The sequence below is a fragment of the Bradyrhizobium sp. RP6 genome (assembly GCF_003837805.1).
GTDB lineage: Bacteria > Pseudomonadota > Alphaproteobacteria > Rhizobiales > Xanthobacteraceae > Bradyrhizobium.
In genome coordinates this window covers 1-12837 of sequence record NZ_RQIT01000040.1, presented here as the reverse complement: position 1 = coordinate 12837, position 12837 = coordinate 1, and the positions used below count along the sequence as shown (strand labels likewise).

At 62.4% G+C, this 12837-nt stretch carries 10 protein-coding genes; 5 read left to right on the top strand and 5 right to left on the bottom strand.

The annotated features are described in order from the left end of the window. Window positions 1–58: 58 nt before the first annotated feature. The 4 genes from EHH60_RS35775 to EHH60_RS35760 all read right to left on the bottom strand — a co-directional run bounded on the left by EHH60_RS35775 (window position 59) and on the right by EHH60_RS35760 (window position 3059). Entirely contained in the window at window positions 59–886 is an 828-nt protein-coding gene (locus EHH60_RS35775) for a helix-turn-helix domain-containing protein (RefSeq protein ID WP_124163872.1), read from the bottom strand. A 61-nt stretch (window positions 887–947) separates the two neighbouring features. Then, complete coding sequence (locus EHH60_RS35770; protein ID WP_124163871.1) at window positions 948–1643, bottom strand: transglutaminase-like domain-containing protein; 696 nt, start codon at window positions 1641–1643, stop codon at window positions 948–950. A 98-nt stretch (window positions 1644–1741) separates the two neighbouring features. Beyond that, on the bottom strand, window positions 1742–2137 hold the full coding sequence (locus tag EHH60_RS35765; RefSeq protein WP_124163870.1) for a group II truncated hemoglobin: 396 nt from the start codon (window positions 2135–2137) through the stop codon (window positions 1742–1744). A 13-nt stretch (window positions 2138–2150) separates the two neighbouring features. Next, complete coding sequence (locus EHH60_RS35760) at window positions 2151–3059, bottom strand: helix-turn-helix transcriptional regulator (protein ID WP_124163869.1); 909 nt, start codon at window positions 3057–3059, stop codon at window positions 2151–2153. Between the two features lie 136 nt (window positions 3060–3195). Between EHH60_RS35760 and EHH60_RS35755 the strand changes: the two genes are divergently transcribed. The 4 genes from EHH60_RS35755 (at window position 3196) to boxB (ending at window position 9097) form a co-directional block, all read left to right on the top strand. Continuing rightward, window positions 3196–4737 (top strand): benzoate-CoA ligase family protein, encoded by a 1542-nt coding sequence (locus EHH60_RS35755; RefSeq protein WP_124163868.1) that lies wholly within the window; start codon window positions 3196–3198, stop codon window positions 4735–4737. Window positions 4738–4861: 124 nt separating this feature from the next. Beyond that, the gene (locus EHH60_RS35750) at window positions 4862–5680 is read left to right on the top strand and encodes an alpha/beta fold hydrolase (RefSeq protein ID WP_124163867.1); all 819 of its coding nucleotides are present in this window, start codon (window positions 4862–4864) and stop codon (window positions 5678–5680) included. A 131-nt stretch (window positions 5681–5811) separates the two neighbouring features. Next, window positions 5812–7500, top strand: coding sequence for a 2,3-epoxybenzoyl-CoA dihydrolase (boxC, locus tag EHH60_RS35745; RefSeq protein ID WP_124163866.1), 1689 nt, complete (start codon window positions 5812–5814; stop codon window positions 7498–7500). Window positions 7501–7645: 145 nt separating this feature from the next. Next, on the top strand, window positions 7646–9097 hold the full coding sequence (gene boxB / locus EHH60_RS35740) for a benzoyl-CoA 2,3-epoxidase subunit BoxB (protein WP_124163865.1): 1452 nt from the start codon (window positions 7646–7648) through the stop codon (window positions 9095–9097). Between the two features lie 336 nt (window positions 9098–9433). On the opposite strand, the gene EHH60_RS35735 is transcribed toward boxB, so the two are convergent. Further along, complete coding sequence (locus EHH60_RS35735; RefSeq protein WP_124163864.1) at window positions 9434–10420, bottom strand: AraC family transcriptional regulator; 987 nt, start codon at window positions 10418–10420, stop codon at window positions 9434–9436. A 1289-nt stretch (window positions 10421–11709) separates the two neighbouring features. On the opposite strand from EHH60_RS35735, the gene EHH60_RS35730 reads away from it, so the two are divergent. Continuing rightward, window positions 11710–12372 (top strand): helix-turn-helix domain-containing protein, encoded by a 663-nt coding sequence (locus EHH60_RS35730; protein WP_124163863.1) that lies wholly within the window; start codon window positions 11710–11712, stop codon window positions 12370–12372. The last annotated feature ends 465 nt before the right edge of the window (window positions 12373–12837 follow it).

Genomic DNA, 12837 nt, shown 5'->3' with positions numbered 1-12837 from the left:
AAATGGGACCTGACCGTGCCTCGCGCTGTCGTGGCGCCGTCGTGGCGCCGTCCTGGCGCTAGCCCCCGCCGTCCCGCATCAGGCGTGGGTCGACGACATCGAGCCGCGCGGCCCATCCGGTCGGCGTCTCGCCGCTGAATATCCGGAAATCGCGAGCAAGATGCGCCTGGTCCGCATAGCCGGCGTCTGCTGCAATTGCGGCCCAGCCGCCTGTGCCGTCCGTCCGGGCAAGCGCACAGGCCCGATGAAAGCGCAGCATCTGTGCCAGCGTCTTTGGCGGAATGCCGATCTCGTTGTGGAAGCGACGCGTGAGATGCTTGCGGCTCCAGCCGATGTCGGAGGCGATGTCGGCGATCCTGACCGCGCCTGCGCATCCCCAGAGCGTCTCCAGGGCGAAAGCGACCGCTGGCGAAGGCTCGTGGACTGCGCGGCGAAGCACGAAGTCTTCCACGATCTCGAATCGTCGCTGCCAGCCGACCGCCTCGGCCACCCTGGCGCGGAGGTTCTCACCATCGCGTCCCAGAATGTCGTCAAGGCCGATCATGCGGGCGGTCAGATCGGGCACGGCTCCTCCGAAGAAGCGATACGCCCCGAGCGGCGTGAAATCGACCTGAACGCATTCGGCGCGGCCGTCGGACTCGATCAGGACCGGCCCAGGAAAGAGACCCGCCGCGAAACTCGGTCGAGCGTCGGCAGCATCCGGTTGGTGCCCGAGCGCAATACGGAAGAGCGTCCCCAGGTTCACCAGCAGAGGAAGCGCAAGCGGCGCGGCGTGGCGGAAGGCGGCCAGGCCGAGGCCGCGCTCGCGGTAGAACGAGATGCTGGAGACCAGCCGCGCAAGGCGTGGGGAGGCAGATCGACGGATGACATCGGCAGGTGCGTCCATCGCGCGTCTCGCTCGTTCGCGCGCAGCATAGCGTCGCGATGGCGCCCGTCCAGGTGTATCGCTACGGCACCGTGCTCTGCCGCGCTTCCGCCTCACGTTCCATGTCGCGGCCGGACAGATCCTCGCCCTGCATGTTGGCGTAGTCACGTGCCATCTCGCGCATCAGGAACTTCGCCGGAACGTCGTGATAGCTGCCGCGGTCATTGACATATTGCATATAGGCTCGGCCTTCGCCGTCGAAGGGGTGCAGCAGCGCATCGGTGTGGCCGTCGAAATCGAGCGGGCTCACGCCGACCTTGGCGCAGAGCGTGTCGTTGAACGTCGGCGTCGCCTTGCGCCAGGCTCCGTCGACGAACACTTCCGTGAAGCCGTGCCAGGTGAAGATGTCGGTGCCCATGCTCGCGCGCAGCTTCTCGGTGGTGAGATGGTTCCTCACGTCGGCAAAGCCGACCCGGGCGGGAATGCCGTGGACGCGGCAGGCGGCCGCATAGAGCGCAGCCTTGCCGACGCAATAGCCTTGCCCGGCGGCGAGCACGCTCGAGGCCCGAAAGGTCTCGGCGATGCGCATGCTGACATAGGGGTTGTAGCGAATGCCGTCGCGCACCGCCTTGTAGAGCACACTGGCCTTCTCGCGCGCGCTCGCATCCGCGCGCACCGCGTCTTTCGCGAATTGCTGCACGGCGGGATGATCGCTGTCGATGTACTCACCGGGATCGGTGTAGAGACGGCGGATGGTATCGGGGAGGGTGTCGGTCATCTCGAGAGCTTAGCAGGCGATATGTCCGGACTCAATTCAAGCAATGCATTGCGCGAGAGCATGGGCGCGTCCTCGACTTGCGTGGAGGCGCTGCCGTATCAAGGCCGGTTGCGCATCCAGTCGGCGAGGCCCGACATTGCGCGGTCGAGATCCTGGCGCGCGGCGATATCAATCACCGTCTCCTCCAGTGCTCCACGCATGCAGAGCATCCACGCATCGCGCTCGGCATCACCGATCGCAAAGCCGATGTGCCGCTGCCGCAATCGCGGATGGCCCTTCTCTGGGGAATAGAGCTTCGGGCCGCCCGTCCATTCGGTGAGGTAGCGCTTCAAGACGTCCCGGATCAGACCGAGGTCGTCCGCATGCATCGCGCGGATGCCTTTCGCTTCCGGCAGCATGTCCATGCGCTCGTAGAAGCGGTCGACGAGGGCGTCGATCGTGGCGCTCCCGCCGATCCGATCGAACAGGGAGATAGTCGCGTCGATACTGGTCATGCGAGGACGGAGCTCAAAGCGCGACGCTGCGCAGGCCGAAGCTGCGGGCCTCGTTCTGCAGCACGGGCCGCACCGCGTCGATCAATCGCGCGGCAGCGGCATCGACGCTCAGTCCTGCCGTGTCCACGACCGCAGTGGCGCGTGCATACAGCGGCTCGCGGCTGAGCAGGATGTTGCGCAGCTCCGCCATTGCGGAGCGATCGTCCGCCATCGGGCGCAGATCGCCCTGGCGGCGGACGCGAGCCATGTGCTCCTCGGGTTCGGCCTTCAGCCAGATCGTGTAGAACGAGGACAGCACCTGGTCGAAGGTCAGCGGCTCGGAGACGATGCCGCCGCCGGTCGCCAGCACCATCAGCTCGTTGCGCGCAAGCAGCTGTTGCAGCGCCGCCTGCTCCATGCGGCGGAAGCCTTCCTGGCCGTACAGCGCGATGATCTCGGCGACCGAAAGCCCGTTCTGCTGCTCGACCTCCTTGTTGAGCTCGACGAAGCTCCAGCCGATCTTCTTCGCCAGCATCCGCCCAAGTGTCGACTTGCCGGCGCCGCGCAGGCCGATCAGCGCGATGCCGCAGAATGGCGCGCGGCGCGGCGCGGAGGCGCTGCCGCCGGCGAGCAGATCCTTGGCCTGCGCGATCTGCGCGGGCGTTGCCTTGCGCAGGAGGTCGCGAAACATCTGCCAGTCCGGCGTTGGATCGGCGCTGGGCAGCAAATCTTCGAGATGCGCGCCCATCGCGTCGGAGACGCGGCGTAGCAGCACGATCGAGACGTTGCCCTTGCCGCTTTCGAGCTGCGCGATGTAGCGCTCCGAGATCCCCGATACCTTGGCGAGCACCTTGCGCGACATGCCCCGCAATGCGCGCATGGTGCGCACACGCTGGCCGAGCTGTTCGAGGAAGCGGGATTCGGCGTCGGGACTTTTGGTCATGAGCCTTCTTTACAGGGGTCCTGTTTACAAGAGTCCTGCGGCGCGTTTTAATGAAACATAATGCCTGATGGCATTGACAGCAAGTCGGCGTGGTGTCTTTCTATGAATTATAATTCTAAATTTGGGGGAGATGTCCGTGAGCGAGGGGTCCTACAACGCGGTGACCTGGCTGCTCGACCGTAACGTCGAGGAAGGCCGCGGCAGCAAGCTCGCCTTCGACGACACGGTCTCGCGGCTCAGCTATGGCGAGCTCGCGCGCGAGACCCGGCGCGCCGCCAACATGTTGCGCCGGCTTGGCGTCCGCCGCGAGGAGCGCGTGGCGATGATCATGCTGGATACGATCGATTTCCCGATCGTGTTCCTGGGCGCGATCCGCGCCGGCATCGTGCCGGTGCCGCTCAACACGCTTTTGACCGCCGACCAATACGCCTACATTCTCGCCGACTGCCGCGCACGGGTGCTGTTCGTGTCCGAAGCGCTCTATCCCGTCATCAGGGACGTCGTCGGCCGCATGCCCGATCTCGAGCATGTCGTGGTCTCCGGCGCCAAGCAGAACGGCCACAAGCAACTGGCCGAAGAGATTGCCGGCGAGAGCGATCAGTTCACCACCGCGGCGACCCACCCGGATGAGCCGGCGTTCTGGCTCTACTCGTCGGGCTCGACCGGCATGCCCAAGGGCGTGCGCCATCTGCACTCGAATTTGCAGGCGACGGCGGACACCTATGCCAAGCAGGTGCTCGGCATCCGCGAGAGCGATGTCTGCCTGTCAGCGGCAAAATTGTTCTTCGCCTACGGCCTCGGCAATGCGCTGACCTTCCCGATGTCGGTCGGCGCCAGCGTGATCCTCAATAGCGAGCGTCCGACGCCGGCCCGCATGTTCGACCTGATGAACCGCTACAACCCGTCGATCTTCTACGGCGTGCCGACCCTGTTCGCGGCCATGCTCAACGACGAGACGATGAAGAGCGAGCGCGGCGGCAAGAGTTTGCGCATCTGCACCTCCGCCGGCGAGGCGCTGCCGGAATCGGTCGGCCACAGCTGGAAGAAGCGCTTCGGTGTCGACATTCTCGATGGCGTCGGCTCGACCGAGCTGTTGCACATCTTTCTGTCGAACGCGCCCGGCGACATCAAATACGGCTCCTCCGGCAAGCCGGTGCCGGGCTATGCGGTGCGGCTCGTCAACGAGGCCGGCCAGGACGTCGCGGACGGCGAGGTCGGCGAGCTCCTGGTCGACGCGCCCTCCGCCGGCGAAGGCTACTGGAATCAGCGTCACAAGAGCCGCCGCACCTTCGAGGGACCATGGACCCGCACCGGCGACAAATACGTCCGCGACTCGGAGGGCCGCTACACCTTCTGCGGCCGCGCCGACGACATGTTCAAAGTCTCCGGCATCTGGGTCTCACCCTTCGAGGTCGAGAGCGCGCTGATCACCCATCCGGCGGTGCTGGAAGCCGCTGTCGTGCCCGAGGCCGATCCGGAGGGCCTGTTGAAGCCGAAGGCTTTCGTCGTACTGCGTCCGGGCGCGAAGACGACGGACTTGCAGGAGACGCTCAAGGAGCACGTCAAGCAGAAGATCGGCCCGTGGAAATATCCGCGCTGGATCGACGTGGTGGAGTCCCTGCCCAAGACCGCGACGGGCAAGATCCAGCGGTTCAAGCTACGGGAGGAGACGCATTGAGTTTGCTGATGCCGCGCACTGCCGTCACCGAGACCTCCGCCGCGCTCCCTCCCCCACAAGAGGGGAGGGAACGACGGAGTGCGCGCAAATATCTCGCGCTCATCCAGCGAAGCAGAGCGACAGCATGACCAACCTCACCCCCAAAGGCTTCCTCAGCATCGATGGCGCTAGCCTCGAATACAAATGGCTCGCGCCTGAGGCCGCCGACGCCCCCACCATTGTCATGCTGCACGAAGGTCTCGGCTCGGTCGGCCTCTGGGGCGACTTCCCGGAGAAGCTACAGCAAGCCACCGGCGCCGGCATTTTCGCCTATTCACGCGCGGGTTACGGCCAGTCCAGTCCGGTCGCGCTGCCGCGGCCGCTCGACTACATGCAGCGCGAGGCGCTGGACGTGCTGCCGAAGCTGCTCGATGCGATCGGCTTCAAACGGGGCCTCCTGCTCGGCCATTCTGACGGCGCCTCGATCGCGACGATCTATGCCGGGGCGCATCAGGATCATCGCCTGAACGGACTCGTGCTGATCGCGCCGCATTTCATCGTCGAGGACATCTCGATCAAATCCATCGCCGCGATCAAGACGACGCTTGAGACCACGGACCTCAAGGCAAAACTGGCACGCTGGCACAGGGACGTCGACAATGCCTTCTATGGCTGGAACGGCGCCTGGCTCGATCCCAAATTCCGCGATTGGGACATCTCCGACTACCTCGCCTACATCCGCGTCCCCGTTCTGGTCGTGCAGGGTGCGGACGACCAATACGGAACGCTCCGTCAGGTCGAGATCGCGCAGGAGGAGTGCTACTGCCCGGTCGACGTGAAGATCATCTCAGGCGCGGGGCATTCTCCGCATCGCGAGGTGCCGGCGGCGACGCTGGAGGCGATCGAGCAATTCGCACGAGCGGCCCTGCGCGACGATCAGGGCCTGCGAGGCCGCGCCGCGTAATGGCAGCAAAACGACTCCTCATGAAACAAAGTGCATGCTATGGCAGTTGAGGGCTAGACGCGTCCGAAAAGATGCACTATTGTGCATCTAACGCACAAGCCAGAACGCACAATTCAAGCTCAGGATGACTCATGGCCGGGGAAGATCGGCGCCTCGCAGGCGGCGCGACATTCATCGATTTCCAGACCGAACCGTCCCGCTACAGGCATTGGAAGCTCGCGGTCGAAGGCGACGTCGCGACGCTGACCATGGACGTCGACGAGAATGGCGGCCTGTTTGAGGGCTACCTGCTCAAGCTCAACTCCTACGACCTCGGCGTCGATATCGAGCTCGCTGACGCGCTCCAGCGCCTGCGCTTCGAGCATCCCGAGGTGAAGGTTGTGGTGATGCGCTCGGCCAAGAACCGCGTGTTCTGCGCCGGGGCCAACATCCGCATGCTTGCGGGCTCGACCCACGCGCACAAGGTGAACTTCTGCAAATTCACCAACGAGACCCGCAACGGCATGGAAGATTCGTCCGAGAATTCCGGCCAGCGCTTCATCACCGTGGTGAACGGCTCTGCCGCCGGCGGCGGCTACGAGCTCGCGCTTGCGACCGATCACATCATCCTCGCCGACGACGGCTCGTCCGCCGTTGCGCTGCCCGAAGTGCCGCTGCTCGCCGTGTTGCCCGGCACCGGTGGTCTCACGCGTGTGGTCGACAAGCGCAAGGTGCGCCGCGACCACGCTGACTTCTTCTGCACCATCGAGGAGGGTGTGAAGGGCAAGCGCGCGGTGCAGTGGCGCCTCGTCGACGAGATCGCGCCGAACTCCAAGCTCGAAGCCAGGATCGCCGAGCGCGCCAAGGAATTCGCCGCGGCCTCGAAGCGCAACGGCAGCGGCAAGGGGATCGCGCTGACGCCGCTCAAGCGCGTGATCGACCAAAACAGCATCCGCTATGGCTTCGTCACCGTCGACATCGATCGCGCGGCGCGGATCGCCACCATCTCGATCAAGGCCCCGGAGGCCGCGCCGCCGGCCGACATCGACGGCATGATGGCGCAAGGCGCCTCGTTCTGGCCGCTCCAGGTTGCGCGCGAGCTCGATGACGCCATCCTGCATCTGCGTATTAACGAACTCGAGATCGCCATGCTGGTGTTCAAGAGCCATGGCGAGCGCGCCCATGTGCTCGCCTGCGATGCCTTCCTCGAAGCCAACAAGGCGCACTGGCTGGTCAACGAGATCAGGCATTACTGGAAGCGCGTGCTCAAACGCATCGACGTCACCTCGCGCACGCTGGTGACGCTGGTCGAGCCCGGCTCCTGCTTTGCCGGCACGCTCGCCGAGCTCGTGTTCGCCGCCGACCGCTCCTACATGCTGATCGGCACGCGCCAGGGCGACAACCGCCCGCCGCCGTCGATCGAGCTGTCCGCCATGAATTTCGGCCCGTATCCGATGAGCCATGGCCTGACACGGCTTCAATCGCGCTTCCAGGCCGATCCGTCCGACGTGGAGCGCGCGGAAGCCACGCTCGGCACCGCGCTCGACGCGGAGCAGGCCGAAGAGCTCGGCCTCGTCACCTTCGCGCTCGACGACATCGATTGGGACGACGAGGTCCGCGTGTTTCTCGAGGAGCGCGCCAGCTTCTCGCCCGACAGCCTCACCGGCATGGAAGCGAGCCTGCGCTTCGTCGGCCCCGAGACGATGGAATCGAAGATATTCGCCCGCCTCACCGCCTGGCAGAACTGGATCTTCCAGCGTCCGAACGCCGTCGGCGAGGAAGGCGCGCTGCGCCGCTACGGCAGCGGCCAGAAACCGAAATTCGATATGACGCGGGTGTGACGAGGTGCGTGTCCCGGGCGAGCTGCGGCACGAAGTGACGCTGCGCAGAACCGGGACCCAGAAGGACGAGACAGTTGGGTCTCGGCTCAGCAGCGCATCGCTTCGCGCTGCGCAGCGTCCGGGACAGGAAACAAGGAGCACGGCCATGAACATGAACATCATGAACGTCGACTACTCGACCAAGATCCCGAACAACGTGAACCTCGCCGAAGACCGCCAGGTGCTCAAAGCGCTGGAGGGCTGGCACCCCGGCTACATGGATTGGTGGAGCGACATGGGGCCGGAAGGTTTCCAGGAATCGCTGGTCTATTTGCGCACGGCCTATTCGGTCGATCCGCGCGGCTGGGCCAAGTTCGATTATGTCCGCATGCCCGAATATCGCTGGGGCATTCTGCTTGCGCCGCAGGAGGAAAACCGCGTCGTGCCGTTTGGTGAGCACTATGGCGAGCCGGCCTGGCAGGAAGTCCCGGGCGAGCATCGCGCCATGCTGCGCCGCCTGATCGTGATCCAGGGCGACACCGAGCCGGCCTCGGTCGAGCAGCAGCGCCATCTCGGCAAGACCGCGCCCTCGCTCTACGACATGCGCAACCTGTTCCAGGTCAATGTCGAGGAAGGCCGCCATCTCTGGGCGATGGTCTATCTGCTGCAGAAATATTTCGGCCGCGATGGCCGCGAGGAAGCCGACGATCTCTTGCGCCGCCGCTCCGGCGACGCCGACGCGCCGCGCATGCTGGGCGCCTTCAACGAGGCGACGCCGGACTGGCTGTCGTTCTTCATGTTCACCTACTTCACCGACCGCGACGGCAAGATGCAGCTGCATTCGCTGGCGCAGTCGGGCTTCGATCCCTTGTCGCGCACCTGCCGCTTCATGCTGACGGAGGAAGCGCACCACATGTTCGTCGGCGAGACCGGCATCACCCGCGTCGTGCAGCGCACCTGCGATGCGATGAAGGCGGCCGGCATCACCGATCCCACTGACATTGCCAAGGTCCGCGCGCTCGGGGTGATCGACCTACCGACCATCCAGAAGAAGCTGAACCTGCACTATACGCTGTCGCTCGACCTGTTCGGCTCCGAAGTCTCGACCAACGCGGCCAACGCCTTCAACGCCGGCATCAAGGGCCGTTACCACGAGACCCAGATCGAGGACGATCACCAGCTCAAGAACTCCACCTATCCGGTGCTCAAGCTGATCAACGGCGAGGTCAAGCTGGTCGACGAGCCGGCGCTGACCGCGCTCAACATGCGCCTTCGCGACGATTACAGCCAGGATTGCGTCAAGGGCATGCTGCGCTGGAACAAGGTGATCTCGACCGCGGGCTACGACTTCAAGCTGACTCTGCCCAACGTCGCCTTCCACCGCCACATCGGCGAGTTCAAGGACGTGCACGCGACGCCCGACGGCATCCTGATCGACGACGCCACCTGGGCCAAGCGCAAGGACGAATGGCTGCCGTCCGCCAGCGACGGCGACTTCATCACCTCCCTGATGCAGCCCGTCACCGAGATCGGCCAGTTCGCCTCCTGGATCTCGCCGCCGAAGGTCGGCATCGACAACAAGCCCGGCGATTTCGAGTATGTGAAGATCGAGTCGTAACGGCTGCGACGCTGCTCCACACTCTCAGTGTCGTCCCGGACAAGCAAAGGCCTGGCAACGCATCGCATTGCCAGGCCTTTGCGCAGATCGAGGACCATACCCACAGGAAGGAGTTCGCCGAGGGCTCGGAGTGGGACCTCCTGTCACACGCTGACCCGTGGCTGGGGGTCCAGGATCTGCGCTCACCTCGTTCGCTTGTCCGAGCCGAGCGGCGCGTGACGTGGAGGAGTCTAGGACGCGCACTCCTAGACGCGTGACGTCCGGTTTCGGAAAATGGAGCGGGCATATCCGAGAGCTGCGAGAACGTCAGCTTGCGGACCCTTAGCTGACAAGCTGCTATTTCAAACGCCGTCCCCGCGCGAAGACCTCCGATGGAAGTTCTCCGAACATTTTCCGGAAGTCGTTGGCGAAATGGCCCAGATTCGCGAAGCCGCATTTGAAGGCGATCTGAGACACTGATGTTCTCGGATTTCCTTCCAGGAGCATTTGCCTGGCGCGTCGGAGCCGCACGGACTTTGCAAATTGCATCGGCGAATATCCGCGATTCTTCTTGAAAGCTGCATAAAGACTGCGGATGCTGGTGTTCGTTTTTGCTGCCAACTCCTCGACGAGAACAGCACGAGCCCAATTTGCTTCGATGTATTCCTCGGCCAAGCGGACTGCGAGAGGCGCTGGCTCGGTGGCGGGACTCTCCAACAGTTCCGTGTAGTTGTGTCTCTGAGCCGAGAGGAACGTCATAATGAGCGCTTGCTCGAGCTCGATCAGCGCCGGTTTAGGGAGCTGCGCTGCCGTTGAATTCAGCTGGTCGGCCAAGAACATGGTCAGCTGACGCAACAGATGGGCCGCAGGCTGGTTCGGCGGCGCGGTGGGGTTGAACAACAGCGTCCCACGAGGTGGCGCACCGAGGAGTGTTGCTAACGCCCTATCGAGCGCAGCCGTTTTGATACGAAGGATTAACTGCTCAAACCCGGCTTCGAATATGATGGTACTCGGCTGCCCCGGCGGGGTGATACCGAGGTGCTGCTCGTCCACGGGCACCGTCGTCGCGGTGTCTAAAATGACGCCCGCTTTCCCCTTGAGACCGACTTGGAGTCTTGCAAAATCGCCTTCGGGAAAATCGACGATCGTTTTGGCAGCATATCCACAAAAGCCGAGCCCGGTATGGGGCAATACCAGGTAATTTGCCACCCCCTCGAAATCGATTGAATTCGCGACAGAAAAACCGGTTGCCCCATAGACCGTGCGCAGCGCATCCCTCATCTCTTCGGGGTTGCGTGTACGGACGACCGGAGAGCGGTTAAGCGGGTAATCGATTTCATCCATTTGACAATCGCGAAGCCGGATCAATTGGTGATTTTTTGATCAGGAAACGCATTTGGCACTGATCTGGATCAAGAAGTGCTTCGATGCCGGAAATTGAGCAATGATTGCAGAATTGGGCCATGAGAAATCGTTGCGCCGGCATAGCAGGTAAGAGATGCTTACGGGATGGAGCGGGGTGCTCATACAACATCCGGCTCTGGGGCCTTGCGAGTTCTGCAAGAGCGCGCCTGCGTTCTCAGCAGTGAATAGCAGTGTTCCTACGGACTTGGCTAAACCTAACAGCTTTCGATGACCTAACTATAATATTTTCATTTCGTCCGCTGACGGCTTTGGCCACCGCCCATGGCTTCCCCAAGCTGCACCGAACGAAACACTGACCGTCGAATTTTTTTCGACGGTCCATTTTTTCGCAACTTTAACGGTGAGCGCTTCGCGCTGCTAAACTTAGCACACTTAGCGGAGCGATTTTGGAGGGCTGTTCGCTGTGGCCCGAACTTGCTTAGCATTCTTGGTGATCCGAAAGGGAGAAACGACGTGGGTTGCGCGGTGGACGATACTTTCCTGGCTACTCCAAACGTCAGCCAGCTCAGAGAACGATTAAGCAGGGAAAGGCCCCCGGAAATGCGCAGCAGAATACTCGACCGTCTTGCAGCTGAATTGGCCAAACTTCCCGAACCTGAACAGCGGGTCGAGTTGATCAGGACGGCGAAATACTTGGTAACCTAGTGTCAGAGATTAGCTATGTACAACGTAGTGCAGTTTCCAGGCACGCGCCCTCGACCCGACTTGGAAGGAGATGTTCGGCGCGCCATACTCCTTCTCGACATTTCACTCGTTCGGACTGCGCGCTTGATCGCGAACTGTCCTGCGGGTGAACGGAGGCGTGAATTGAATAACGAGCTCCTGGAGCTACAAGCCAAGCTCGAATATCTGCGCGCCTTGGCTCGAAGCACCTTTGCTGGAGCTCGCCATCAGTGTGACGTCTCGTTTTAGCCCGTGGCGACCTTAGTTCAGAGCGACGCGAGGCCTCTGCTAGGCGAGCTGCCCACGTGAATTGCCCTGATCAATATGCGGTTTCGTTGCAGGCGTATGTGCATACTGCGTAGTCCTCCAACTACCAGCCCTACCCGTGAGCCGTCAGTTTCCCCAAGGTCTGGCTCATTTTTGCCCCGGACGGCCGTGTTGGCCGTGCGACCTACATGCAAATACCTGGGCCCGCCAAAGTTGCGCTACTTCAAATCCGGCCACTCCGAGTTCCGTACTCTGGCGAGAAAAAAGGGAGAACCCGAATGCTGGTGCGGATCAACCCGGCAAGCTGTCCCAGCGACGGACATCTTGCAGCACTGACGGGCGAGCGCGCTTTTTGCAGCGAGTTCAAATACCGTCGGGGCATGGAGATTTTCGGCGAAGGCGAGGACGCGGAGTACGTCTACCAGATCACCTCCGGCGCGGTGCGTACTTGCAAAATGCTTCCCGATGGTCGTCGTCATATCAACTCGTTTCATCTACCCGGGGACATGTTTGGTTTTGAAAACGGGGCAACGCATCGCTTCAATGCGGAAGCGATCATTGAAACGACAGTGCGGATCACGCGGCGACGCAACGTGCTAGACGCGATGACAAGCCGAGAGAAGGGTGCAATGAACCTCATCGGTTTCGTCACGCAAAACCTCCAGCACGCCGAGAACCGCATGCTGCTGCTGGGCCGGAAGACATCGCTGGAGAAGGTGGCGGCATTCCTGCTTGAAATGGACCAGCGGCAGGATCACCCCGACATGATGATCTTGCCGATGAACCGCCGCGACATCGGCGACTATCTCGGGCTGACGCTGGAAACCGTCTCTCGCGCCCTTTCCATATTGCGAGACCAGAATCTCTTGCGTTTAGGCGGGGCGACCCAGCGACGGGTCGAACTGCTCGACCGCGACGAACTTGCAAGGCTGGATGCCTGACTACTGGTATTGGCCCGCAGCCTACCTCGTCACGTTGTCCGACAACCGTAAAGTCGGCCAGTTTGGCGCCCTTAGATCCAGTTGCTCCAGACACCGCAAACAGCGCATTCGTCCTTTCATCCGAAGCGCGGGTGCGAACCACCGGCGACTGGCTGAGCGGGTATTCCGGAAGGTCCATGATCCAAATCAAACGGGCCCCTCGTCATGTCATGTGCCGAGTAGCAAATCCCAATCAAGTGATGATTGTGATCTAGATCAGCCAGTGTGAATCAAAATCTGAGCAATGTCTGCAGAATTTGGCCGTTGAGGATCGTTCTACATCGCACACGCCTACCGTAGGTACTGTCCAGAATCTTTCGCACTTTTGATCAGGCGACGGCTCCGGTTTCAGAGAGTTGTGGCTGATAGAGCGGTCGCATGTTCATGTAGCATTTGGTCGACCACGCCGTTCCGGCAATGTGCCGC

Bases quoted from the DNA above. Each gene is read 5' to 3' on its own strand.
- boxC (WP_124163866.1), top strand. From the start codon at position 5,812: ATGGCCGGGGAAGATCGGCGCCTCGCAGGCGGCGCGACATTCATCGAT.
- EHH60_RS35775 (WP_124163872.1), bottom strand. From the start codon at position 886: ATGGACGCACCTGCCGATGTCATCCGTCGATCTGCCTCCCCACGCCTT.
- boxB (WP_124163865.1), top strand. From the start codon at position 7,646: ATGAACATGAACATCATGAACGTCGACTACTCGACCAAGATCCCGAAC.
- EHH60_RS35765 (WP_124163870.1), bottom strand. From the start codon at position 2,137: ATGACCAGTATCGACGCGACTATCTCCCTGTTCGATCGGATCGGCGGG.
- EHH60_RS35730 (WP_124163863.1), top strand. From the start codon at position 11,710: ATGCTGGTGCGGATCAACCCGGCAAGCTGTCCCAGCGACGGACATCTT.
- EHH60_RS35750 (WP_124163867.1), top strand. From the start codon at position 4,862: ATGACCAACCTCACCCCCAAAGGCTTCCTCAGCATCGATGGCGCTAGC.
- EHH60_RS35760 (WP_124163869.1), bottom strand. From the start codon at position 3,059: ATGACCAAAAGTCCCGACGCCGAATCCCGCTTCCTCGAACAGCTCGGC.
- EHH60_RS35735 (WP_124163864.1), bottom strand. From the start codon at position 10,420: ATGGATGAAATCGATTACCCGCTTAACCGCTCTCCGGTCGTCCGTACA.
- EHH60_RS35770 (WP_124163871.1), bottom strand. From the start codon at position 1,643: ATGACCGACACCCTCCCCGATACCATCCGCCGTCTCTACACCGATCCC.